We start from the raw sequence: 23,463 nt of genomic DNA on the forward strand, positions 1-23,463 counted from the left end.
CCGCCGTACTACCACCCCGGCGAGAAGTCCGACGAGATCCAGTACCTCCAGGAGCGCCGCCGCGAGCTGGGCGGTTACGTGCCGTCCCGGCGGACCAAGGCCAAGTCGCTGGCGATCCCGGACTCGAAGGTGTTCGGCGACATCAAGCGCGGCAGCGGCAAGCAGAAGGTCGCCACCACGATGGCGTTCGTCCGCCTGCTCAAGGACCTCATGAAGGACAAGGAGTTCGGTGCCCGCTGGGTGCCGATCATCCCGGACGAGGCCCGCACGTTCGGCATGGACTCGCTCTTCCCGACCAAGAAGATCTACTCGCCGCACGGCCAGACCTACACCTCCGTGGACCGGGAGCTGTTCCTGTCCTACAAGGAGGCGACGAACGGTCAGATCCTGCACGAGGGCATCAACGAGGCCGGTTCCACGGCGAGCTTCATCGCGGCCGGCACCTCGTACGCCACGCACGACGAGCCGATGATCCCGCTGTACATCTTCTACTCGATGTTCGGCTTCCAGCGGACCGCGGACGAGCTGTGGGCTGCCGCCGACCAGATGACCCGGGGCTTCCTGCTCGGGGCGACTGCCGGGCGGACCACGCTCAACGGTGAGGGCCTGCAGCACGAGGACGGGCACTCGATGCTGATCGCGGCGACGAACCCCGCGGTGGTGGCCTACGACCCGGCGTTCGCGTTCGAGATCGCGCACATCGTCGAGAACGGCCTGCACCGGATGTACGGCGAGAAGCAGGAGAACATCTTCTACTACCTCACCATCTACAACGAGCCGGCCGTGCAGCCCGCCGAGCCCGCGGGTGTCGACGTGGAAGGCCTGCTCAAGGGCATCTACCGATTCGCCGAGGGCCGGCCGACGAACGGGCCGAAGGCGAACCTGCTGGCGTCCGGCACCGGCATGCGGTGGGCGCTCAAGGCGCAGGAGCTGCTCGCCCAGGACTGGGGCGTGAGCGCCGACGTCTGGTCGGTCACCTCGTGGACCGAGCTGCGCCGCGACGCCATCGAGGCGGAGGAGTTCAACCTGCTCCACCCGGGTGACAAGCCCCGCAAGCCGTACATCCAGCAGAAGCTGGAGGACGCGCAGGGCCCGTCGGTCGCGGTCAGCGACTGGATGCGGGCGGTACCCGACCTGATCAGCCGCTGGGTACCCAACGGCTACACCTCGCTGGGCACCGACGGGTTCGGCATGAGCGACACCCGGCACGCGCTGCGCCGCCACTTCCACGTGGACGGCGAGTCGGTCACCGTGGCGACGCTGCGCGAGCTGGCACTGCGGGGCCAGGTGGCGGCACACATCCCGGCCGAGGCCGCGAAGAAGTACGCGATCGACGACGTCAACGCCGCGCCCGTTGGCGAGACCGGCGGCGACAGCTGATCGCCCGACACAGGTGACACCGGGCGGCCCGTCGCATCAGCGGCGGGCCGCTAGGGTCTGTCGGGTGACCCTGGACGACGTACTGCGGTGGCGGGTGGAACGGCACCACCTCGGCGACGAGAAGGCCACCGACGTCGTGGCGCTGGCCCGCCGGCTCTGCGGCATCCACGCCCAGGTGGCCTCGTCCGCGCAGGCGGCGGCGGACCTGCGGATGACCGGGCCACCCGACCTCGACAAGGCGCTGTACGCCGACCGCACGCTGGTACGCACCTGGGCCGCCCGCGGCACCCTGCACCTCCTCCCGGCGGCCGACCTGCCGCTCTGGGTGGCCGCGATGAGCACCCGCGACCGCGAGACCAAGGGGTCGTGGCTCAAGTTTCACGGCGTGACCGCGGACCAGATGGCCGACATCTTCCGGGCGGTACCCGACGTGCTCGGCGCCGAGCCGATGACCCGGGAGGAACTCGCCGAGTCGATCATCAAGGCCACCGGGCACGAGGACCTGCGCGGCCCGCTCACCCAGGGCTTCGGGGCGATCCTCAAGCCGCTCGCCTTCCGCGGGCTGCTCTGCTCCGGGCCGCCGCGGGGGCGCAACGTCACGTTCGTGGCACCGCGCGCCTGGCTCGGCGACTGGGAGCCGGTCGGGACCGAGGCGGCGATCGACCGGCTGGCCACGGACTATCTGGGCACCTACGGGCCGGCCGGACCGGAGGAGTTCGCCAGGTGGTTCGACCTGCGGCCGCCCCTGGCCAAGCAGTCCTTCAAGCGGATCGGGCCGGTGGAGTTCGCGCCGGTGGCCGCCCGGGACACTGTCCGGTTGCTGCCGGCTTTCGACCCGTACACGATCGGGGTTCTTCGCCAACTGGAGAGCGTGAGCAGCGGTCCCAAGGCCGCGGTGTCACGGCCGCAGGGCTGGATCTCGCCGGTTCTGCTGGTGAACGGGCGCATCGAGGGGACCTGGGAACCGGGCCCGGTGATCACCCCGTTCCGGGAGCAGCCGGACTGGGTCCGGAAAGCGATCGCGGACCTCGGTAGTCTGGGACCGTGACTGTTCGCGTACGTTTCGCCCCCTCACCCACCGGCATGTTCCACGTGGGCGGCGCCCGCTCGGCGCTGCAGAACTGGATCTACGCCCAGCAGCACGGCGGTGTCTTCGTGCTCCGGATCGAGGACACCGACGCGGCCCGCAACCGGCCCGAGTGGACCGAGGGCATCATCTCGGCGCTCGACTGGATCGGTATCGAGCGCGGGACGTACGAGGGGCCATATTTCCAGTCCTCCTACGCGGCCGACCACACCGCGGCCGCCACCAAGCTCTACGCCGAGGGCAAGGCCTACTACTGCGACTGCAAGCGCGAGGACGTGGTCGCCCGCTCCGGCAACACCCACACCGGCTACGACGGTTTCTGCCGGGAGCGTGCGCTCGGCCCCGGCGAGGGGCGCGCACTGCGCTTCCGTACGCCTGACGAGGGCGAAACCGTCGTCGAGGACCTGGTCCGCGGCAAGCCGACGTTCGAGAACAAGCTGATCGAGGACTTCGTCATCGCCCGCAGTGACGGCTCGGCCGTGTTCCTGCTGGCCAACGTCGTCGACGACATGAGCATGGGCATCACCCACGTCTTCCGCGCCGAGGAGCACCTGCCCAACACCCCGAAGCAGCAGCTGCTCTGGGAGGCGCTCGGCGTGACGCCGCCGATCTGGGGCCACGTTCCGGTGATCGTGAACGAGAAGCGGCAGAAACTGTCCAAGCGGCGCGACAAGGTCGCCCTCGAGTCGTACCGGGACGAGGGTTATCTCGCCGCGGCCATGCGCAACTACCTGATGCTGCTCGGCTGGTCGCCCGACGGCGACCGGGAGATCGTCCCGTGGTCGGTGATCGAGGAGGAGTACCGGATCGGTGATGTCAGTCACGCGCCGGCCTTCTTCGACGTCAAGAAGCTCCGGGCCTTCAACGGTGAGTACATCCGCGCGCTCACGCCGAGTGAGTTCACCCAGGTCTGCGCGCCGTGGCTGACCGGGACCGAGACCATCGCGGCTCCGCCGTGGCCGGCCGAGGCGTTCAACATCGACACCTTCGCGGAGATCGCCCCGCTCGCGCAGACCCGCATCGCCGTGCTCTCCGAGATCGTCGAGTACGTGGACTTCCTCTTCCTCGATCAGCCCGCGACCGACGAGGCATCCTGGGCAAAAGCTATGAAGGAGGGCGCGGCCGACATTCTGGACGCGACGGCGGCCGCCTTCGGCGCCCTCGAGGAGTGGAACGCCGAGGCGCTCAAGGCCGCGCTCGAGGCAGTCGGTGAGGCGCGAGGTCTCAAATTGGGCAAGACCCAGGCTCCTGTACGGGTGGCAGCAACCGGCCGCACGGTCGGTCTACCGCTCTTCGAGTCGCTGGAGATGCTCGGCCGCGACCGGACCCTCTCCCGCATCGCCGCAGCTCGCGCGCGTCTCTGACCCCCATTACCGCATTCGGCGGCCGGTGACCACAACCGGTCGTCGGATGCGGTGAAGCCTTCCTCTGCAGGGGTGGCCTCCACCCCCGGGGTTTGCCGGGACTTGGTACTGTTCGGCCGCTGATCAACGGTCATGCCGTCTCCTCAGCTGTCCCCCGAACGGTTCCGATTCACCCCGCCTCAAGATGCGGAGGAGCCGGTGTTTGGGAAGGCTGGAGACCGGGGCCGTACCGCGGTTCCACCGCCGCGTTCCGAGCAGCGGGTTCACTGGTCCATGTCCATCCACGGGCGGGGGAGGTCGGATGGTGCGAAGGACGATCAAACGGCTGCTGACAGCAACCGGAGCGGTGGCCGTCGCGGCCGCGCTCGCGGTCGGCGTCATGCCGTCCGCGGCTCAAGCCGAGGGCGCGCCGAAAGCAGCCAAACCGACCGCCGTGGAAGTGGCCGGCAAGGGCATCTCGTCGCCGATCGTGATCCGACAGGAGAACGAGCCGAAACTGTTCCAGATGGTGCTCAACGAGGTCAGCTGGCTCGCCGCTGAGTCACCGCAGACATCGGCACCCAAAGCGGACAAGCTCGGCCCGAAATACACGGTCCGGCTGCTCGTCAAGGACGCACCCCACCAGATCTACGACCTGTACCCGCAGGCGGCCGGCGGCCCCCGGGCCTACCGCCCGTCCAAGCAGCCGACCGGCAAGAAGGCGGCCGGGTGGTTCTACGGCCGGCTCTCCATGTCGGAGTCCCTGCGGCTGAGCGGCGCACCGCTGAAGGCCAAGCCCGACGTGGTCAACGGCGGTATCGGTGGCGGTGTCGGCGAGGACCTCAGCGCCGGCGAGGTCAACGCGATGGAGAGCATGACCGAGGCGTTCACCGAGATGCGCCGCCTGTTCCTGCTCAACGGCGCGGTCCTGCTGATCATCCTCGTCGGCCTGGCCGGCATGGCGTTCCTGATCCGCCGCCGGGTCTGATCCCGGCTTTCCGTCGATCTCATCGGCCCCGTTCTCGCTCGGCTTGTTCTAGCCAGCGGGAGGCGGGGCCGTCTTCGCTGTTTCTATGGTTTAGAGGCTTTTGTCCGTACGGTGTTCTCGACTGATGCCACAAGATCGTCCAGGTCGGCGTCGTACTCCTCGTCGGCCGCCGCTCCCCCGCCGGGCCGCGGCGCTTCGGCTGGGTCGTGGTCCTCCTCGCCGGCCGGTTGCGGGATGCCGTTGTCGTCGCGTACCCGGGGTAGGCCGCCGGTCACCTCGCCGGTCGTGTAGCCGAGCAGGAAGGCGCAGATCAGCCGGGCCAGCCGGGGTACCTCGCCGACCGGCACCCCGGCGTCGTGCAGGATGCCGCGCAACGCCGCGGTCAGCCAGGACGCCGAGGCCCCGGCGGCGGACCGGTTCAGCAACAGGGGGAAGGCGCTCGGGTGAGCGTGGGCGAGTGAACGTACGGCCCGGCCCACCGCCCGCAGCCGATCCCGCCAATCAATATCGGTCGGATCGCCGCCGGCCACTGTTCCCAGCTCGAGGTGGAGCAGGTCGACGAGCCCGTCGAGCAGAGCGTCCTTGCCCCCGACGTACGGGTAGAGCGCCATCGAGGTGAGCCCGACCCGCTCAGCCACCGCCCGCATCGACATCGCCGCGAGTCCGCGCTCGTCCACGAGCGCGAGAGCCTGGTCGAGGATCAGCCGTCGTTTGTCGTCCACCGATCCAACCTGACCAGCCCGGACGCCGCCACGCCCGAAACGCGCCCACAGCACGGAGCCCTCTCACCCATACGAGGCGCTTCCGAGCCGCCGCGAACGGGACAATGCGAGCTGACCCCACCCGCCGAGGCGAGCGAGTGCACACGCGGACGGTCAACCGCCGGCGGTCAGCACCAGCGGCCCGGCGGGCGGCCACGGCCCGCGGCGCGGCGGCGGGGGCGTACGGCGCCGTGCAGGTGGGCGCCGGCCCAGCCGCGCAGGTCGGTACGGCATCCGACCCGGCCCAGGCCGGGGTCGGTGATCGGTTCCTCGTCCACCGGTGCGGACACCGGCAACTCTTCGGAAGCGGGATCACTTTCGGTACGCGTGAACGCGTCGTCCCGTTCCATCATCTCGCCTCCTCGGTTCGGCACGTCTGTTCATCGGCACGACTGCGCCGGTTGTTAACAACTCTCGCCCGGCCGGCACTAGTCCGACACGATGCCAGGTCACCGACTGGAATCGCGGGAGAGGCGCACCGCTACGGCGGTCAAAAGTTATAAAACAACCCAAAAAGCCGCGCTGTCCGGCGTTCTGAATCGTGTCATCCGGATGCCGGACGCACCACCCGGTCGTCGCCGGGCCGCCGCCGAGCCGTGAGACAGCCCGGCGTGTCAGGCTGAGGCGTGGCAGAAACGGCCCGGCCGCCCAGCGCGCCAGCACCCGCCCGCACCGGCAGGAAAACGGCTCCGGTCGATCCGTCGCGCACCGACGCCCCGGCGAACCCGCTGCTCCCGGGCACTCTGCGGCGCATCGAGCGGCAGGCCGGGGCGCTGGCCAGCGCGGCAGTGGTGCGCATGGACGAGACGTTGCCGTGGTTCCGGGAGCTGCCGGCCGACCAGCGGTCCTGGGTGATGCTCGTCGCACAAGCGGGCGTCCGGTCGCTGGTGGAGTGGCTTCGGTCCGGAGGCACAGTGGCCGCCACACAGGAGATTTCGGACGAGGTGTTCGCGGCCGCACCGCGTGCGCTGGCCCGCGCGATCACGCTGACCCAGACGGTGCAGCTGGTCAAGGTCACCATCGACGTGGCCGAGACCGAGGTGCCCGGGTTCGCCGAGGCCGGCGAGCAGGACGCGCTGCTCCAGGCGATCCTGCGGTTCTCCCGGGAGATCGCCTTCTCCGCGGCCCGGGTCTACGCGCGGGCGGCCGAGTCACGGGGCGCCTGGGACGCGCGGCTCCAGGCTCTCCTGGTCGACGCCCTGCTGCGTGGTGACTCGTCGGACGTCCTGGCCAGCCGGGCGGCAGCGCTGGGCTGGGCCGACGCGCCGCCGGTGACGGTGGTGGTGGGCCGCTCCCCGGGGGGGGACATCACCGCGGTGCTGCACGCGGTCTACCGGGCCGCCCGCCGCGCCCGGCTCGAGGTGATCGGCGGGGTGCACGGCGACCGCCTGGTGGTCGTGGTGGGGCACGCGACCGACCCGGTGGCCACCGCTGTCGCGCTGAGCTCGAGCTTCGGCGAGGGGCCGATCGTGGTCGGACCAGCGGTGCCGTCGCTGGACCAGGCGACCGAGTCGGCCCGGGCGGCGCTGGCCGGGTTCCGGGCGGCATCCGCCTGGCCCGGTGTGCCGACGCCGGTCGCCGCCGACGACCTGCTGCCGGAGCGGGTGCTCTCCGGCGACATGGACGCCCGGCGCAAGCTGCGGCACGACGTCTACGGCGCTCTCACCCGGGCCGGCAGCGGCCTGATCGAGACCCTCGACGCGTTCTTCGCCTCCGGTGGCGTGCTGGAGAGTGCCGCTCGCGAGCTGTTCGTGCATCCGAACACGGTCCGGTACCGGCTCCGCCGCGTGGCCGAAGTAACCAGTTTGTCCCCCCTGGATGGACGCGACGCGTTCGCGCTGCGGATGGCGCTGACCATCGGGAGACTGGATCCGGCCGCCTGACAGTGGCCGGGAACACACCGCTGAGGCAACTAACGACTTGCACTATAAACCGGGTCAAATACGCCCATGTTGACCCCCTTTTTGTAGGAACCCTACAACCCAGGTCGTAGGGTTTGGTCGTGCCCGGCAACCCCTTATTGCCCTCCCATCCGGAAGAGTCGAGGACGTGCTCGCCGTACTCTCGCCCGGCCAGGGTTCCCAGAAGCCCGGCTTCCTGACCCCCTGGCTCGAAATCCCCGGTGCCGAGGCCCGCCTCCGCTGGTTCTCCGCGCTCGCCGGGGTCGACCTGGTCCACCTCGGCGCGCAGGCCGACGCCGAGGAGATCAAGGACACCGCTCGGACCCAGCCGCTGCTGGTCGCCGCGGCCCTGCTCGCCGCAGAGCAGCTGCCGATCGAGGACGCCGGCGTGATCGCCGGGCACAGCGTCGGTGAGCTCAGTGCCGCCGCGCTCGCCGGGGTGTTCTCCGGTGAGGCCGCGGTCACCCTGGCCGGGGTTCGCGGCCGGGAGATGGCCGCCGCCTGCGCACTCGAACCGACCGGAATGAGCGCGGTGCTCGGCGGCGACCCGGACGAGGTGGTCGCCACCATCGAGAAGCACGGCCTGTTCGCGGCCAACCGCAACGGCGCCGGCCAGATCGTCGCCGCCGGTGCGCAGAGCGCTCTGGCCGAGTTCGCCGCCGCGCCTCCGACCAGGGCCCGGGTCATCCCGCTGGCCGTGGCGGGCGCCTTCCACACGCCGTACATGGCACCGGCGGAGACCGCACTGGCCACCGTCGCGGCCGGGGTGACCGTCACCGACCCGGCACGCACGCTGTTGTCGAACCTGGACGGGACGGCTGTCACGAACGGCCAGGAGATGCTGGACCGCCTGGTCCGCCAGGTGACCGCTCCGGTCCGCTGGGACCAGTGCATGCGTACGCTCGCCGGCCTCGGCGTGACCGGCGTCGTCGAACTCGCCCCGGCCGGCACCCTGGCCGGTCTGATCAAGCGGGAGCTGAAGGGCGAGGGCGCTCCCGAGATCGTCACCTTGAACACGCCGGACGACCTGCCGGCCGCCCGCGACCTGATCGCCCGGCACGCCGGACGCCAAGACCGGCCCGCCGGACACCAAGGAGGAGCACGATGACCGCGGGTTCCCGCATCGTCGCGATGGGCCATTACCAGCCCTCTCGCGTGGTCACCAACAACGACCTGGCCAGCAACCTGGACACCAACGACGCGTGGATCCGGGACCGGGTCGGCATCGCCGAGCGGCGGGTCGCCGACACCGAGTCGGTCGCCGACATGGCCACGTACGCGGCGGAGAAGGCGCTCGCCGCCTCCGGGCGTACCGCGTCCGACATCGACATGGTGGTCGTCGCGACGTGCTCCGCGATCGACCGCTGCCCGAACGTTGCCACCCGGGTCGCCGCCCGGCTCGGCATCGCCGCGCCGGCCGCGTTCGACCTGAACACCGCCTGCTCCGGCTTCTCGTACGCGCTCGGCACCGCCGACCACGCGATCCGCGCCGGCGCCTCCCGCAACGCCCTGGTGATCGGCGCGGAGAAACTCTCCGACGTCGTCGACTGGTCCGACCGTACGACTGCCGTGCTCTTCGGTGACGCCGCAGGCGCCGCCGTGGTCAGCGCGGTACCGGACGGCGAGGAAGCGGCGATCGGACCGGTGCTCTGGGGATCCGCACCGGACAAGGGCGACGCGCTGACGATCGAGGGCTGGCAGCCGTACATCAAGCAGGAGGGCCAGACGGTCTTCCGCTGGGCGACCACCGCCCTGGCCCCGTTCGCGATCGAGGTCTGCAGGCGGGCCGGCATCGAGCCGTCCGAACTGGCCGCCTTCGTGCCGCACCAGGCCAACACCCGGATCATCGACGGCATCGTCAAGCGGCTCGGCCTGAGCCCGGACGCGATCGTCGCGAAGGACCTCGTCGAGTCGGGCAACACGTCCGCGGCGAGCGTCCCCCTGGCCCTGTCCAAGCTGATCGAGCGCCGGGAGGTGCCCTCCGGGGCGCCGGTGCTGCTGTTCGGCTTCGGCGGCGGCCTCACCTACGCCGGCCAGGTCGTCCGCTGCCCCTGAGCAGCGGCATCCGGCCGTCGCACAACCCATCACCGAAAGGAAAGAACTCAGAAATGGCTACTCGCGAAGAGATCACCTCCGGCCTGGCCGAGATCCTCGAAGAGGTCGCCGGGGTGAACCCCGAGGACGTCGCCGAGGAGAAGTCCTTCACCGACGACCTGGACGTCGACTCGCTGTCCATGGTCGAGGTCGTGGTGGCCGCCGAGGAGAAGTTCGGCGTGAAGATCCCCGACAACGAGGTCCAGAACCTCAAGACCGTCGGCGACGCCGTCACCTACATCGAGGCGAATCACTGACATGAGCAGCGTAGACGTCGTCGTCACCGGGCTGGGCGCGACGACCCCGCTGGGCGGGGACGTCGCGTCCACCTGGGACGCCTTGCTCGCCGGCCGCTCCGGGGTGGGTCCTCTCACCCAGGAGTGGGCTGGTCAACTCTCCGTGCGCATCGCGGCTCAGCTCGCCGTCGAACCCTCCGAGGTGATCGAGCGGGTCAAACTGCGCAGGATGGACCGCGCCGAGGCGATGGCCGTGATCGCGGCCCGGGAAGCCTGGGCGGATGCCGGGCTGGCCGAGAACGGCCCGGACCCCGAGCGGCTCGCGGTGAGCTACGGCACCGGAATAGGCGGTGCGATCACCCTGCTCGACCAGGACGACATCCTGGAGAAGTCGGGTCCGCGGCGGGTCAGCCCGCACACCGTACCGATGCTGATGCCGAACGGCCCCGCCGCGTACATCGGTCTGGAACTCGGCGCTCGCGCCGGTGTCCGGGCCATGGCCAGTGCCTGCGCCACCGGTGCTGAAGCCGTCGCCCTCGGCCTCGACCTGATCCGGCTGGGCCGTGCCGACGTGGTGGTGGCAGGCAGCACCGAAGCCGTGGTGCACCCGCTGCCGATCGCCGGTTTCGCCTCGATGCGTGCCATGTCCACCCGCAACGACGAACCGCAGAAGGCCTCGCGTCCGTGGGACAAGAACCGTGACGGCTTCGTCCTCGGTGAGGGTGCCGGCGCGCTGATCCTGGAACGGGCGGATCACGCCGCCGCCCGTGGCGCCCGGGTGTACGCGCGTCTCGCCGGCGCCGGGATCACCTCGGACGGCTTCGACATCGTCCAGCCGGACCCGGAGTGCAAGGGCGGCATCCGTGCCATGCGGATGGCCATCCAGGACGCCGGGCTGACCGGTGCCGACATCCAGCACGTCAACGCCCACGCGACCTCGACCCCGGTCGGCGACATGGGCGAGATCAAGGGCATCAAGGCCGCGATCGGCAACCACCCGATCCTGACCTCGACCAAGTCGATGTCAGGTCACCTGCTCGGCGCGGCCGGCGCGCTCGAGTCCATCGCCACCATCCTGGCCCTCCGGGACGGCGTCATCCCTCCGACCATCAACCTCGACGACCCGGACGAGCGCCTCGACCTCGAGGTGGCGGCGCACAAGGCGCGGCCCGCGGAGCTACAGGCCGCGATGAACAACTCGTTCGGCTTCGGCGGCCACAACGTGGCGCTGGTCTTCACCCGCGCCTGAGCTCACGCGTAAGCGTCGAACTCACGCGCGAGCGTCGAACCAGCGCGCGAGCGTCGAACTCACGCGTGATCCGCCGATCTGCCTCGCAGTGCCCGCTATTTGACGCAGGCGCTGCGAGGCAGTTTGCCGACCGCCACCGGTGACTTGCCCGGCGCCTTCGCCTTGCCCGCGATCACCGCTGCCAGGGCGGTCAGGGAGAGCCTGCTCGACGAGTAGGTGGCGATCAGCGTCGGCGACTTGGACCAGGCCAGCAGCCCCGGGCTGTCCATCATCACCGTGATCGCGGCGGCGTCGTCCAGGTCGACCTGCTTGTCGCCGTACCCCACCAGGTGGATCCCCGCTCCCCCGGCCGCCTGGACGTTCACGCCCGCCCCTTGCAGTGCCTTGACCAGGTTGACCCGGGCCACCTCACGGGAGGCCGGAGCGGTCACGGTGACCGGCCCGGTCGCGAGCGGGCCGGCACAGCGGCCACGCAGCACGGTGATCGACGCCGCGTCGAGGGCCGCCACCGCCCGCGCGTTCTCCTCCGCACCGACCGCGTCGAGCTCCGGCTGGGCGGTGCCGCCGGTGCGGAACTTCAGCGTCAGGATCCGGGTCACCGCCTCGACCAGCCGCTCCCGCTTCAGGGTGCCGTTCTTCACCGCGGCCACGATGCCGTCCCGGGCGGCGCCGATCTCCGGCGGCATCAGCAGCATGTCGTTGCCGGCGTTCAGCGCCCGCACCGCCGCCTCACCGGCCGGCCACTTCTGCGCCGGTGCCATGTTCATCGCGTCGCTGACCGCCACACCGGTGAACTTGAGCTGCCCGCGGAGCACGTCGGTCATCACCTTGCGGGAGAAGGTCGCGGCGACACCCTTGTCCACGGCCTGCAGGTTCAGGTGACCGGACATCACCAGCCCGGCACCGGCCTCGATGCCGGAGCGGAACGGCGGCAGGTCCTGCGACTCCCACGCCTTGCGGTCCTGTGCGATCAGCGGAAGCTCGTTGTGGCTGTCGCCGGTGGTGTGCCCGTGGCCGGGAAAGTGCTTCAGGGTGGCGGCGACCCCAGCAGCCTGCAGTCCGCGGACCGCAGCGGCGACCTGAGCGGCGTTGGCGGTGGTGTCCGAGCCGAACGCACGGGACCCGATGACCGAGCTGCCCTGGGCGCCGAGGGTGTCGGCCACCGGCGCGAAGTCGACGTTGATCCCCATGGCGCCGAGTTCCCGGCCGGCCGCGTGCCAGGCGGCCTCGGTGAGGCTCGGCTGACCCGCCGCGCCGAACGCGAGCGCCGAAGGCAGCATGGTCACGCCCTCGGTGATCCGGGTCACCACCCCGTACTCCTGGTCGGTGCCGATGACCAGCGGCGCGGCGGCCGGCAGTTTCGCGGCGGCGTCCTGGAGCCCGGCGGTGAGGGCGCGGACCTGCTTCGGGTTCTCCACGTTCGAGGTCGGGTTGGTGGAGCCGGTCGGGTCGTCCGGCTTGAATCCGACCAGGATCAGCCCACCGAGCCGGTATTTCGCGATCATCTCGGCGGGGGTGTTCACCCCGGCCAGCTTCTGGTTGCCCGCTGCGGCGGCCTTGTCCACCGTGGTAGCGGCACTGCCGTAGGCGTAGGGGATCAGAACCTGCCCGGCCAGGTCTTCGTCGCTGAGCCGGGCCACCGTCGCGGCAGCTCGCGCGGCCGGATCACCGGTCGCCGACGGACTGGCGGCCGAGGGCGCCGCGCTGGGCGCAGCCGGCGCGGCGGTGGGTGCCTTCGACGCGGGCTGATCGTCACCACAGGCTGAGGTCAGAGCAACCAGCATGGGTACGACGAAAGCAGCGCGCACGAGGTTTTTCACGATCGTCATCGAACCAGTTCGCGGGGGAGGTCGCCACTTTATCCCCGGGTTGCACATCTCCCCGAGCTGTCACGACTCGCGGCTTTCGCCCGTGTGGGGGCACGAGTGTGCCGAGTTCGCCACCAGCCGGCTCCGGTCAGGGCCCGTGCGGGGTCGCCGCACCGGCTTCGCGCCGGTGCGTCGGGTGCGCCCTGGACGGGCCGGCCTCAGCCGACCCGGGTCAGGAGCGTGACCGGTGCGCCGTCGCCGGCGTAACGGTATGGCTCCAACTCGGCGTCCCAGGCGGTGCCGAGTGCCTTTTCCAGGGCATGCGCCAGGGCCTCGGGCGCGCGGGCCGAGGCCATCAGGGAGCGCAGCCGGTCCTCGCCGATCTGGATGTCGCCCGACGCGCCCATGACTCCGTGGAAGAGACCGCGGCCGGGGACGTGCATGAAGCGCTCCCCGTCGACGCCCGCACTGGGCTCCTCGGTGACCTCGAAACGGATCATGGGCCACTGCCGGAGGGCAGCAGCCAGCTCGGCACCAGTACCGGCTCGGCCGGTCCAGCTGCACTCAGCTCGGCGCATGCTGGGATCGACCGGTTGCACGGTCCATTGCAGATTGACCGGCGCTGTCAGGACGCGCGCGATCGCCCACTCGACATGCTGGCACACGGCGAGTGGGGTCGAGTGGACGTATACGACGCCACACGTTGGCACGGTGACCTCCCGGAGACCGAGGTGCGTCTTCCCCTACGACCTCGACCGCGGTTGATCGTGCTCCATGATGCCGGTTGGTACGGATGGTGCGCCAGAGAATCCGCAACATCGACTATGGGAGCTGCCGTAGTGGCATACCTTGTGCAACGGCCTTACCTGCTCCGACGGCACGGGCCACGGGTCATCGTGTAGAGTTGCTACGGCCTTTTTTATGCGTTTCTGCTTTCTCCAAGGAGTACCGCCGTGGCGAGCAACACCTCAAAGACCGCGCGCGCATCAGTCCGCGCCGGACAGAGCGCCGGTGGCGCCCTCAGCGTGCTCGGTGAGTACAAATACCTCATCCCGCTCGCCAATGGCCGCTTCGCGTATGTGCGCAATCTGACCAATGGCAAGACGACCCACCTCCAGACCAACTCGGACGCCTTCGTCGAGGAGATCCGGGTGCTGGCCGCCGCAGGTCACGGTGCCAAGATTCGCGCCGAGCTCAACAGCCTGCACAGCGCCAGCCCGCAGGACGGCTGGGACGCCACCGAGAAGCGGCTCGCCGACGCGGGCATCTTCGAGGGCTGAGCAAGCCGCTCTCGTTCCACGAAAGGCGCCTGCCGGTCGATGACCGGGAGGCGCCTTTTCGCGTCTGATGATGATCAGGTCAAAAGATTGCACCCGATGCGATGGGTCGAAGATCAAGCCCGATGGTGATCGGGTCGAAGATCAAGCCCGATGACGGCCGGGTCGAAGATCAAGCCCGATGACGGCCGGGTCGAAAGATCGCGCCCGGTGATGATCAGATCGAAGGATCTTCGCTGGGCGGTGAGAGGAACTCCACCCGGCCGCTGTCGAGGTCGTAGACGGCGCCCTCGACCTTCACCGTGCCGGCCGCGATCGCGGCCGCCAGGCTGTCGACCCGGCGCAGCCGCTCGACGGTCCGGGCCACGTGCGCCGTCACAGCCTTCTCGGCGGCGTCCGGGTCGTCGAGCCCCACCTCGTGCACCGCCGGCGCCAGCTGGTCAACCAGATAGCCGACCTCGCCCTCGGAGATCTCACCGGAGCGCAGCGCCTCGACAGTGGCGTGCACGGCGCCGCAGCGCTTGTGCCCGACGACCAGTATCAACGAGACGCCCAGCTTCGCCACGGCGAAACCGACCGAGCCGATGAGCGATCGGTCCAGCACGTGCGCGCCGGAGCGGACCACGCAGATCGAACCGAAGGACTGGTCGAAGATCGCTTCGAGGGGCACCCGCGAGTCGATGCAGCCGAGCACCACCGAGTGCGGCTGCTGTCCGCCCGCCGTGGCGGCGGCCTGCGTGACGTCGTGCCCGTAGCGCGGGGTGCCGTAGACGAAACGCTTGTTGCCCGTGATGAGCTTGCTGAAGGCTTCGGCGGGGCTGATGACCTGGGCATCACGCGTTGGCGTCATGAGGAAGATTTTGGCCTTCCTGGCGCGGGTGGAAAGTGATTGCGAGGTAACTCACTGTCTGTCCGCCAGGGCCGGAAGTCCCGAACCGAAAAATGTGGCGAAGCCGGTGATCGCGAGTGATGATTATTACCCGTGGGTACAGCGGGGCCGTGGACCACACGGAGGTGCCCATGTCCGAGCGTACGGAGATCACGCTCTCTGACGGTGTCAGGCTGCACGTCGACGTGTCCGGCCCGGCCGACGCGCCGGTGACCGTCGTGCTGTTGCACGGCTGGTGCCTGGACCGGCGCACCTGGCAGCACCAGGTGGCGGCGCTCGGCGCGATGGGACGCAAGGCGCCCCGCGTGATCGCCTACGACACCCGGGGCCACGGCCGCTCCGGTGCCACCCGGCGCCGCTCCGCCACCCTGAGCCAGCTCGGTGACGACCTGGCGGAGGTCATTCGCCGGTTCGCTCCGTCCGGCCCGGTCGTTCTGGCGGGTCACTCGATGGGCGGCATGACGATCATGGAGTACGCCCACCGCCACCCCGACGACTTCGCCACCCGGGTCTCCGGCCTGTGCTTCGTCTCCACGACCGCCGAGGGCCACACCCACACGCGGTACGGGTTGCCACCCCACGTGGCGACCGTCCTGCGCGCCGGTGAGACCCTCGGTGCCGGCCTGCTCGCCCGCTCCGGCGCCTGGTGCCCGCACCGGGCCGTGCTGCCCGCCCTGCGCCCGGCACTGCGCTGGCTGCTCTTCGGCGACGACTGCACCGAGGAGTCGCTGCGGCTGACCATGCGCAGCGTGGGCCGGGCCCCGCTCCGCTCGATCGGCGGCTTCCGCGCGTCGATCGGCGCCCAGCAGCGCCTCGCCACCCTGGCCACCCTCGCCGAGCGCGGCGACATGCCGGCCGCCGTGCTCGTCGGTGACCGGGACCGGCTGACCCCGACGGCCTGCGCCGACTCGATCGCCGAGGCGCTGCCCTGCGCCGAGCTGGAGGTCCTGCCCGGCGCCGGCCACATGCTCCCGCTGGAGCGCCCGGAGCGGGTCTCCCAGGCACTGGTCACGATCGTCCGCCGGGTCGCCCGCGACGCGAAGCGCTCCCGGCGCCGGATGGTGCGCGGGGAATCCACCGGCACCGACTGCCGGAAAGCCGCCTGAAACCCGGGGCGCGCACCCGATGCCACCGGGCCACTTGCTCGTTCAGACATCGGACTATTTCCGCAGAAACCGGCACCGCGCAACGCCTCGGCGACGATCGTGGAAGGTCCGCCGACGGGGGTGACCGGCGGACGAGGGGAGGTGCCGTCGACTTGGACAGCCTCCCAGGAGTAGATTCGATTGCCCCCTGGTTGCAGGTGATGGCAGGTAATCAAGCGGACCCCCAGCGCTGGTGGCACGCGAGCAGGAAGACAGCGAACCGGGGAGCGGCGCCGCCGTGCAGGCGGCGCAAGCGCTCTCGGTGCGCATACAAGGGAGATAAGGCGACTTGAGCGACGCCACCGTCCTTCAGCAGGAGATCGCGGTCGAGCAGCAGCACGTGGATCGGGTCTACACCCGCCTCGCCGAGCTGCGCCAGGACGCGTCCCGGGCCGAGAAGGAGGGTTACCAACTGGCCGGCGTGGGCACCTTCGGCGCCCTGGTGGAACGCGACGCGATGGTCTACCACGCGGCCCGCCGCCGGCACACCCTGGACACCGAGTACGAGGGCCTGGTCTTCGGCCGGCTGGATCTGAAGTCCGACGCCACCCACTACGTGGGCCGGATGGGCATCCGCGACCGGGAGTCACGGCCGCTGGTTGTCGACTGGCGCGCGCCGGCCGCCGCCGCGTTCTACCGGGCCACCGCGGCCGAGCCGCTCGGCGTGATCCGCCGCCGCATGATCCAGTCCAGCCGGGAACGGGTCATCGGCATCGAGGACGACCTTCTCGACCCGGACGCCGCCCCGGCGGAGATGCGGGTGGTCGGCGACGGCGCGCTGCTGGCGAGCCTGGCGAAGGCGACCGGCCGCGGCATGCGGGACATCGTCGCGACCATCCAGCGGGAGCAGGACGAGGCGATCCGCTCCCCCGCCGGCGGGGTGACGATCGTGACCGGCGGCCCGGGTACAGGCAAGACCGCTGTCGCCCTGCACCGCGCGGCGTACCTGCTCTACTCGGACCGCAGCCGGTTCGCCGGTGGCGGCATCCTGGTGGTGGGCCCGTCCGGCGTCTTCGTCGAGTACATCGCGACGGTCCTGCCCTCGCTCGGCGAGGAGACCGCCACGCTGCGGTCGCTGGGATCGCTGGTGCCCGGTCACGACGCGACGAGGGTGGACTCCGGCGCGGTGGCCGCGGTGAAGGGCTCCCTGCGGATGCGGCGCGTGCTGGAACGCGCCTCGCACGACGCGGTGCCGGACGCGCCGACCGAGTTCCGCATGCTCTACCGCGGAACGCTGCTGCGGCTGGCCGCGGCCGATCTGGACCGGATCCGGCGCCAGGCGCTGCCCCGGGGCGCACGCCGCAACGAGGTCCGCGGGCACGGCTTCAACAAGGTGTTCGACGCGCTCTGGGCCCAGGCTCGGGAGCACCGGGTCAGCGGGCTGCCGGAGAAGCGCGAGTTCGAGGCGGAGCTGGCCGACCGGACGGACTTCCGGGAGTTCCTGAAGGCCTGGTGGCCGCGGTTCACCCCGATGCGGGTGCTGCGGTGGCTGTCCGATCCGAAGCGGCTCCGGGCGTACGCGAACGGTGTTCTGTCCCGAGACGAGATCGCCGCCCTCCAGGGCTCGTTCGACGCGCTCGCCGCCGAGGGACCGACCATCGCCGACGTGGCGCTGCTGGACGAGCTGGACGAGCTGATGGGCCGTCCCCGCCAGCCGCAGCGCAAGAACAAGAACCCGTTCCACGTGCGGGACGGCATCCAGGAGGTCAGCACGTTCGCGGACCGTCAGGCCGCGGCCCGTGCGCAGCAGGTGCAGCGCGAGGAGGACTACCGCGAGTACGCCCATGTGGTGGTCGACGAGTCCCAGGACGTGTCACCGATGCAGTGGCGAATGATCGGGCGCCGTGGGTCGTACGCGTCCTGGACCGTTGTCGGTGACCCGGCGCAGACCGCCTGGTCGGGCGATCCCACCGAGCTGGACCGCTCCCGTGAGCGTGCCCTTGGCACCCGCAAGCGCAACAGTTACGCGCTGACCACCAACTACCGCAACTCCTCGGAGATCTTCGAGGTGGCGGCGAAGGTGATCCGCACGATCATGCCGGACCTGCCGCTGCCCTCGGCCGTGCGCAGCACCGGCGTCGAGCCGGCCGATGTGGTGACCACCACGCAGAGCCTGCCGGACTGTGTGCGGGAACTGACCGAGAAGCAGATCACCGAGGTCGACGGCACGATCGGCGTGATCATGCCGGTGCCCCGCCGGGACGAGGTGGCCGGCTGGGTGGCCGGGCTGCCGGAGCGGGTCCAGGTGGTCACCGCGCTGGAGGCCAAGGGCATGGAGTACGACGCGGTGGTTCTTGTCGAGCCGGCGCAGATCGCCACCGACCAGGCCGGGGTGCGCACCCTGTACGTGGCGCTGTCGCGCGCGACGCAGCGGCTGACCACGGTGGGCACGGACCCCGGGTGGCTGGGTTAGGGAGTCGCGACGCCCTCGGGCGGGAAACCGCCCGGCAGGGTGATTGTGCCGGGCGGTGCGCTGGTCCGCGCCGCGGTGGCGGGCTGGGCGGCTACGGTCACCGCCAGGACGGTGGAGAGAAAACGGCCGCAAGGGTACGCCGAAGCACGAAACTTCCTTTCCGCCGCGTAACGGGTCCTCCGGATTCCCACGCGCCGGAGTGCTCCGCAGCACCGATTGCATATATAGCAATGTGCGCATACATTGGCGACGGCCCGCGCGACGACGGAAGGTGGACACCATGGGAGCCGGCCATGACCACGGCACCCGGGCACTGCACGGCGGCGCCCGGCACCGCAAGAACCTCTGGTGGGCGGCCGGCCTGCTCACCGTCTTCATGGTCGTCGAGGCGGTGGCGGCCGGGCTCACCGGCTCGCTCGCCCTGCTCTCCGACGCCGGGCACATGTTCACCGACGTCCTCGCCATCGCCATGACCCTGGCCGCCATCACCGCCGCGGGCCGGGCCGGCACCGACTCGCGCCGCACCTTCGGGCTGTACCGGCTGGAGGTGCTGGCGGCCCTCGCCAACGCGCTGCTGCTCGCCGGTGTCGCCGGGTTCGTGCTGGTGCAGGCGGTGCGCCGGTTCTCCGACCCGCCCGAGGTCCCGGCCGGCTGGATGCTCCTGGTCGCGATCGGTGGCCTGGTCGCCAACATCGCCGCCTTCGCGCTGCTGCGATCCGGGGCGAAGGAGAACATCGCGGTTCGCGGTGCGTACCTGGAGGTGCTCGGTGACCTGCTCGGGTCGGTCGGGGTGATCGTGGCGGCCCTGGTCATCTGGGGCACCGGCTGGGCGTACGCGGACCCGATCGTCGCCGTCGTGGTGGCCCTGATGATCCTCCCCCGCACCTGGTCGCTGGGCCGCTCCGCGGTCCGGATCCTGGTCCAGGCCGCACCGGAGCACGTCGACATCACCGCCGTGCGCGAGCGGCTCGCCGCCGTCCCGGGCGTCTGCGACGTCCACGACCTGCACGTCTGGACGCTGACCTCGGGCATGGACGTCGCCTCGGCACACCTGAGCCTGGACGCGGCGGCCGAGCTCGGCGCGGTACTGACGGTGGCCCGCGAGGCGCTGCACGAGGACTTCGCGATCGACCACGCCACGCTTCAGGTGGAGCCCGCCGGTGGCGGCCGGCACTGCATCCCGACCGGCTGGTGATCGTCGCCCGCCCTGGGTATGGCGATCATCACATCCGGTGGGAGAAGATCTGCCCATGTCACAGACGGTCATACATCAGCCGCGGGTGGTCTGGGACGGCGCGCGTGCCTTCGTGCGTGCCGCCGGCGGGTCGCAGTCCGGCGCCTTCGCCGCCCTGGTCCTCGACCTCCTCGGCCCCGACATCCACGAGGCGCTCAACGACACCCGGCAGCGGCTGCTGACCGAGTCCGCCCGCACCGGTGGCGACCGCGGTGTGTACGACCTGGAAGCGGGCAAATGGCGGATCCGCCTGGAGGAGCTGCTCCGCGCTCACCCCGAGCTGATCGGCGCTCTCCGGGACCTGACGGCCCGGGGGCTCGAGTCATAGAACGGGGCATCTGTTCTTTTTGCGATCCGCCACACCGGATGCGCAAAAAGATGACAATGCGAGACATGAGTGACGGCCGTGTCATGGTCTTCGCACCGGCGCCCCAGCTGACGGTGACCATCGAACAACATCACGACGAGCCCGAACTGCACGTCCACCCGGGCGGGCAGGGCATCTGGCAGACGCGGATGATCACATCGCTGGGAGCGAAGGTGACGCTGTGCGCGGCCGCCGGCGGGGAGGTCGGCCGGGTGCTGAGCCCCCTGCTGGAGCTGCCCGGCGTGACGCTGCGCCTGGTCATGCGCGAGCACGGCAGCGGGTGGTACGTGCACGACCGCCGCGGCGGCAGCCGCCAGGAGATCGCCGAGCGGCCGGGTACCCCGCTGTCCCGGCACGAGCTCGACGAGCTCTACAACCTGACGCTCGCCGAGGGCCTGCGGGCCGGCATCGCGATCCTGAGCGGCCCGGCACACCCCTCCGTGATCAAGCCGGAGGTCTACGGCCGCCTCGCCGCCGACCTGCGGGCCAACGGCTGCAAGGTGATCGCCGACCTGTGCAGCCGGCACCTCTCCGCGGTCCTGGAGTCCGGCATCTCGGTCCTGAAGATCAGCCACGAGGAGCTGATCGCGGACGGGACCGCGGCCGACGGTTCCACCGAGTCGCTGACCAAGGCGCTGATCCACCTGCACGAGCGGGGCGCCGAGTCGGTGCTGGTCTCCCGGGCCGACATGGGCGCGCTGGCCCTGTTCAACGACGAGATCTACAGCGTCGCGCTCCCCCGGCTCACGCCCGCCGAGCACCGCGGCGCCGGCGACTCGATGACGGCCGGGGTGGCGGCGACCCTGGCGAACGGCGGCCCGATGGACGAGGCGGTCCGGACCGGGGCGGCGGCGGGCGCGCTGAACGTCACCCGGCACGGGCTCGGCACCGGCCACGTGGACGCGGTGCGCGTTTTGACCGAACGGGTCCAGCTGACCCCTCTCCGGAAGGCATCATGAGCGGCGAACCGGGCAATCAGGTGCCAATGAGGATTCTCATCACCAACGACGACGGCATCGAGGCCCCGGGTATCCGCTGGCTGGCACGGGCGGTCGCGCACGCGGGTTACGACGTGGTGGTGGCGGCGCCGCTGAGCGAGTCCAGCGGCAGCAGCGCCTCGATGACGGCTGTCGTCCAGGACGGCAAGATCTGCTTCGAGGAGCGCGAGCTGGCCGGCGCCAAGAACATTGCGGCGTACGGCGTAGCGGCGTCACCGGCGTACATCGTGCTCCTGGCCCTGCGGGAGGCGTTCGGGCCGGCGCCGGACGTGGTGCTCTCCGGCATCAACCGCGGCGCCAACGCCGGAGCGGCAGTGGTGCACTCCGGCACCGTGGGAGCCACCCTCACCGCCTCGCACGCCGGCCTCTACGGGCTGGCCGTGTCCCTGGACGTGCTCACCCCCGCGGCCGCGACAGCGGCGAGCGGGGGCGCCGCCATCGCCGCCCTGGACCGGATCGACGACGAGCAGCACCACTGGGCGAGCGGGGCCGACCTGGCGGTACGGGTGCTGCCGTCGCTGCTGCACACGCCACCCGGGACGATCTTCAACCTGAACGTGCCGGACCTGCACGTGGATGGCATCCGCGGGCTGCGCCAGGCGTCCCTGGCCCGGTTCGGCCAGGTGCAGATGAGCATCGCCGAAGCCGGCGACGGTTTCGTACGGACAGCGGTGCAGGCCGCGGAGGAGGATCTCGACCCGGGGAGCGACCTGGCCGCCCTCGCCGACAACTTCGCGGTGATCACGCCGATCAGGGCACCACACGAGGACACCAGCGTCCGGATCAACGTGGACGCGATCCGGGTACAGAGCCCGGCCCGGTAAGGCCCCGGCCATGTCAGGCGGCTGCGTAGCCCTGGCGGTGTCAGCCGGGAGCGCAGCCCTCGCGGTGTCAGGCGGTTGCGCGGCCCCGGCGGCGTCAGGCACTGGCGGCTGCACGGCCCCGGCGGCGTCAGGCACTGGCGGCTGCGCGGCCCTGGCGGTGTCAGGCGCCGGCGGCGGTCACGGCCTCCTCGTAGGGCTGCGGGTTGCCGAAGAGGCCGAGCAGCCCGGTAACCCAGAGCTGACGGTGCGCGAACCGGCTGGGCCGGGTGACGATCAGCTTGACGCCGCTGACCCCGGCGAGCTGGAAAGCGGCCACGAGGGCGCTGATACCCACCGAGTCGATGAAGGTCACGTGCCGCATGTCGAGCTCGATCCGGGTACGCCCGGCCTCGGCCAGCTGAGCAGCCACCGCTTCACGAATCTCATACGCATTCTCGACATCGATCTCGCCACGCGGCGAGACCTCAACCGCGCCGTCGGCCAGCGTCGACGTCGTTATCGACAGCGTCACGCCTCTTCCCTCCACCCGCCCAGCATCTCCGGGCGTTGTTCCTCTGTTCGCGGGCCACCGGCCCACCCCTGCTGAGCAGGGCGGACCGACTACCCCCGGAAGGTTCGGTGAAACTGACCGCAAGGTTAGGCGCCGAACCTGTTAGACACCTGAGTGGCCCGTGTGAACGTGGTCAAGAGTACTGCGGGACGTCAAATCGTTTCTCAACCGTGATGGCGTCCACAACGGACGTTTGCCCGATTCCCCTGAGGGGTATGGCGACCCCGAAGGGCCACCGCAGGAGGTAACCGAGATGTTCTCGAACAGGAAGAACCGGGCCGAGCGGACGGCGAACCAGGCCTGGGAGTACCTTTCCACGGCCATGTCGTCCGCCGGTGAGGCCGGGAAACATACCGCGGACTCGGCGGCCGGCACCGCGTCCGATCTGGCCGGCAAGGCAAGCCGTAAGAGCAGGAAACTGGCCGATCGGACGAGCGATCGGGTCAGCAACGTCACAGACGAGGCCTGGTACCGGGCGAACGCGGCCGCGAACGCCCTGGCCGGCCACCGGCCGCGGCGGCCATGGGGCCTGATCGCCGGCGTGGGCCTGCTCGGGCTCGCCCTCGGCTGGGTCGTCGCCGGTACGGCTCGCGCCGCCCTGGAGCGGCAGGCCGAGGACGAGGAGCTCGAACTCGCCGAGACGGCGATCGTGGTCACACCGACCTACGACGAGACCTGACCGGTCCGGACAGCGGGAACAACCATGGGGGCAGGCCGGCCTGCCCCCATGGCCATGTCCCGCGCCGGTCGATCGGAGTGGCCTCGGACACAGTCACCGCCGTACTGTCGTGCCGCCACGCGCCGGTGCCCTCGGCCGGCCGCGCGGGTACCCCCGCTGACCTCCCGCTGATGGGCACGCATCTGTACTCTTGAGCGGCATTCGGCTTGCTACCGCGGACCCTGACCGGGCCGCCCGATC

The 23,463-nt window shown here is 70.6% G+C and carries 22 protein-coding genes and 1 pseudogene; 17 read left to right on the forward strand and 6 right to left on the reverse strand.

Annotated elements, in window-relative coordinates; translation table 11 throughout:
- The 4 genes and pseudogenes from ACFQV6_RS40445 to ACFQV6_RS40460 form a co-directional block, all read left to right on the forward strand.
- Window positions 1-1,380: pseudogene (locus ACFQV6_RS40445) on the forward strand (pyruvate dehydrogenase (acetyl-transferring), homodimeric type); the annotation flags it as partial.
- A gap of 64 nt (window positions 1,381-1,444) precedes the next feature.
- Window positions 1,445-2,428 carry a DNA glycosylase AlkZ-like family protein gene (locus ACFQV6_RS40450; RefSeq protein WP_378033022.1) on the forward strand — a complete coding sequence of 328 codons (984 nt, stop codon included), beginning with the start codon at window positions 1,445-1,447 and terminating at the stop codon, window positions 2,426-2,428.
- Window positions 2,425-3,831, forward strand: coding sequence for a glutamate--tRNA ligase (gene gltX / locus ACFQV6_RS40455; RefSeq protein ID WP_378033023.1), 1,407 nt, complete (start codon window positions 2,425-2,427; stop codon window positions 3,829-3,831). Before ACFQV6_RS40450 ends, gltX begins: the two co-directional genes overlap by 4 nt.
- Before the next feature lie 301 nt (window positions 3,832-4,132).
- The gene (locus ACFQV6_RS40460) at window positions 4,133-4,798 is read left to right on the forward strand and encodes a hypothetical protein (protein WP_378033024.1); all 666 of its coding nucleotides are present in this window, start codon (window positions 4,133-4,135) and stop codon (window positions 4,796-4,798) included.
- Window positions 4,799-4,881: 83 nt separating this feature from the next.
- On the opposite strand, the gene ACFQV6_RS40465 is transcribed toward ACFQV6_RS40460, so the two are convergent.
- Together ACFQV6_RS40465 and ACFQV6_RS40470 are read right to left on the reverse strand one after the other, a co-directional pair.
- A complete protein-coding gene (locus ACFQV6_RS40465; protein ID WP_378033025.1) occupies window positions 4,882-5,520 on the reverse strand; it encodes a TetR/AcrR family transcriptional regulator in 639 nt (212 codons plus the stop codon).
- 167 nt (window positions 5,521-5,687) lie between these two features.
- Complete coding sequence (locus ACFQV6_RS40470; protein WP_378033026.1) at window positions 5,688-5,912, reverse strand: hypothetical protein; 225 nt, start codon at window positions 5,910-5,912, stop codon at window positions 5,688-5,690.
- 273 nt (window positions 5,913-6,185) lie between these two features.
- Here ACFQV6_RS40470 and ACFQV6_RS40475 point away from each other — a divergent pair, with 273 nt between their 5' ends.
- From ACFQV6_RS40475 to fabF, 5 genes are all read left to right on the forward strand, one after another.
- Window positions 6,186-7,442, forward strand: coding sequence for a PucR family transcriptional regulator (locus ACFQV6_RS40475; RefSeq protein ID WP_378033027.1), 1,257 nt, complete (start codon window positions 6,186-6,188; stop codon window positions 7,440-7,442).
- Between the two features lie 166 nt (window positions 7,443-7,608).
- The gene (locus ACFQV6_RS40480) at window positions 7,609-8,568 is read left to right on the forward strand and encodes an ACP S-malonyltransferase (RefSeq protein ID WP_378033028.1); all 960 of its coding nucleotides are present in this window, start codon (window positions 7,609-7,611) and stop codon (window positions 8,566-8,568) included.
- Window positions 8,565-9,515: a beta-ketoacyl-ACP synthase III gene (locus ACFQV6_RS40485; RefSeq protein WP_378033029.1), complete on the forward strand. Its 951-nt coding sequence runs from the start codon at window positions 8,565-8,567 to the stop codon at window positions 9,513-9,515. The genes ACFQV6_RS40480 and ACFQV6_RS40485 overlap by 4 nt, the downstream gene beginning before the upstream one ends.
- 53 nt (window positions 9,516-9,568) lie before the next feature.
- Entirely contained in the window at window positions 9,569-9,811 is a 243-nt protein-coding gene (locus ACFQV6_RS40490; RefSeq protein ID WP_196417498.1) for an acyl carrier protein, read from the forward strand.
- A 1-nt stretch (window position 9,812) separates the two neighbouring features.
- Window positions 9,813-11,039 (forward strand): beta-ketoacyl-ACP synthase II, encoded by a 1,227-nt coding sequence (gene fabF, locus ACFQV6_RS40495; protein WP_378033030.1) that lies wholly within the window; start codon window positions 9,813-9,815, stop codon window positions 11,037-11,039.
- A gap of 95 nt (window positions 11,040-11,134) precedes the next feature.
- On the opposite strand, the gene ACFQV6_RS40500 is transcribed toward fabF, so the two are convergent.
- Window positions 11,135-12,868: a glycoside hydrolase family 3 protein gene (locus ACFQV6_RS40500; protein ID WP_378033031.1), complete on the reverse strand. Its 1,734-nt coding sequence runs from the start codon at window positions 12,866-12,868 to the stop codon at window positions 11,135-11,137.
- A gap of 197 nt (window positions 12,869-13,065) precedes the next feature.
- Complete coding sequence (locus ACFQV6_RS40505; protein ID WP_378033032.1) at window positions 13,066-13,557, reverse strand: DUF3145 domain-containing protein; 492 nt, start codon at window positions 13,555-13,557, stop codon at window positions 13,066-13,068.
- Between the two features lie 243 nt (window positions 13,558-13,800).
- Here ACFQV6_RS40505 and ACFQV6_RS40510 point away from each other — a divergent pair, with 243 nt between their 5' ends.
- Window positions 13,801-14,127 (forward strand): hypothetical protein, encoded by a 327-nt coding sequence (locus tag ACFQV6_RS40510; protein ID WP_378033033.1) that lies wholly within the window; start codon window positions 13,801-13,803, stop codon window positions 14,125-14,127.
- 214 nt (window positions 14,128-14,341) lie between these two features.
- Here the strand turns inward: ACFQV6_RS40510 and ACFQV6_RS40515 are convergent, their stop codons facing one another.
- Window positions 14,342-14,974, reverse strand: coding sequence for a carbonic anhydrase (locus ACFQV6_RS40515; RefSeq protein WP_378033034.1), 633 nt, complete (start codon window positions 14,972-14,974; stop codon window positions 14,342-14,344).
- Window positions 14,975-15,144: 170 nt separating this feature from the next.
- Between ACFQV6_RS40515 and ACFQV6_RS40520 the strand changes: the two genes are divergently transcribed.
- From ACFQV6_RS40520 to surE, 6 genes are all read left to right on the forward strand, one after another.
- Window positions 15,145-16,119: an alpha/beta fold hydrolase gene (locus tag ACFQV6_RS40520; RefSeq protein ID WP_378033035.1), complete on the forward strand. Its 975-nt coding sequence runs from the start codon at window positions 15,145-15,147 to the stop codon at window positions 16,117-16,119.
- 328 nt (window positions 16,120-16,447) lie between these two features.
- The gene (locus tag ACFQV6_RS40525; RefSeq protein ID WP_378033036.1) at window positions 16,448-18,571 is read left to right on the forward strand and encodes a HelD family protein; all 2,124 of its coding nucleotides are present in this window, start codon (window positions 16,448-16,450) and stop codon (window positions 18,569-18,571) included.
- Between the two features lie 280 nt (window positions 18,572-18,851).
- Entirely contained in the window at window positions 18,852-19,766 is a 915-nt protein-coding gene (locus tag ACFQV6_RS40530; RefSeq protein WP_378033037.1) for a cation diffusion facilitator family transporter, read from the forward strand.
- A gap of 55 nt (window positions 19,767-19,821) precedes the next feature.
- The gene (locus ACFQV6_RS40535) at window positions 19,822-20,133 is read left to right on the forward strand and encodes a hypothetical protein (RefSeq protein ID WP_378033038.1); all 312 of its coding nucleotides are present in this window, start codon (window positions 19,822-19,824) and stop codon (window positions 20,131-20,133) included.
- A 56-nt stretch (window positions 20,134-20,189) separates the two neighbouring features.
- Window positions 20,190-21,131: a 1-phosphofructokinase family hexose kinase gene (locus ACFQV6_RS40540; protein WP_378033039.1), complete on the forward strand. Its 942-nt coding sequence runs from the start codon at window positions 20,190-20,192 to the stop codon at window positions 21,129-21,131.
- A gap of 26 nt (window positions 21,132-21,157) precedes the next feature.
- A complete protein-coding gene (gene surE, locus ACFQV6_RS40545; protein ID WP_378033040.1) occupies window positions 21,158-21,994 on the forward strand; it encodes a 5'/3'-nucleotidase SurE in 837 nt (278 codons plus the stop codon).
- A gap of 160 nt (window positions 21,995-22,154) precedes the next feature.
- On the opposite strand, the gene ACFQV6_RS40550 is transcribed toward surE, so the two are convergent.
- Window positions 22,155-22,505, reverse strand: coding sequence for an STAS domain-containing protein (locus ACFQV6_RS40550; RefSeq protein ID WP_378033041.1), 351 nt, complete (start codon window positions 22,503-22,505; stop codon window positions 22,155-22,157).
- Between the two features lie 292 nt (window positions 22,506-22,797).
- On the opposite strand from ACFQV6_RS40550, the gene ACFQV6_RS40555 reads away from it, so the two are divergent.
- Window positions 22,798-23,223 (forward strand): hypothetical protein, encoded by a 426-nt coding sequence (locus ACFQV6_RS40555; RefSeq protein WP_378033042.1) that lies wholly within the window; start codon window positions 22,798-22,800, stop codon window positions 23,221-23,223.
- Window positions 23,224-23,463: the final 240 nt, after the last annotated feature.

Origin of the sequence: Actinoplanes sp. GCM10030250 (genome assembly GCF_042666575.1) — a bacterium.
Classification (GTDB): Bacteria; Actinomycetota; Actinomycetes; order Mycobacteriales; family Micromonosporaceae; genus Actinoplanes.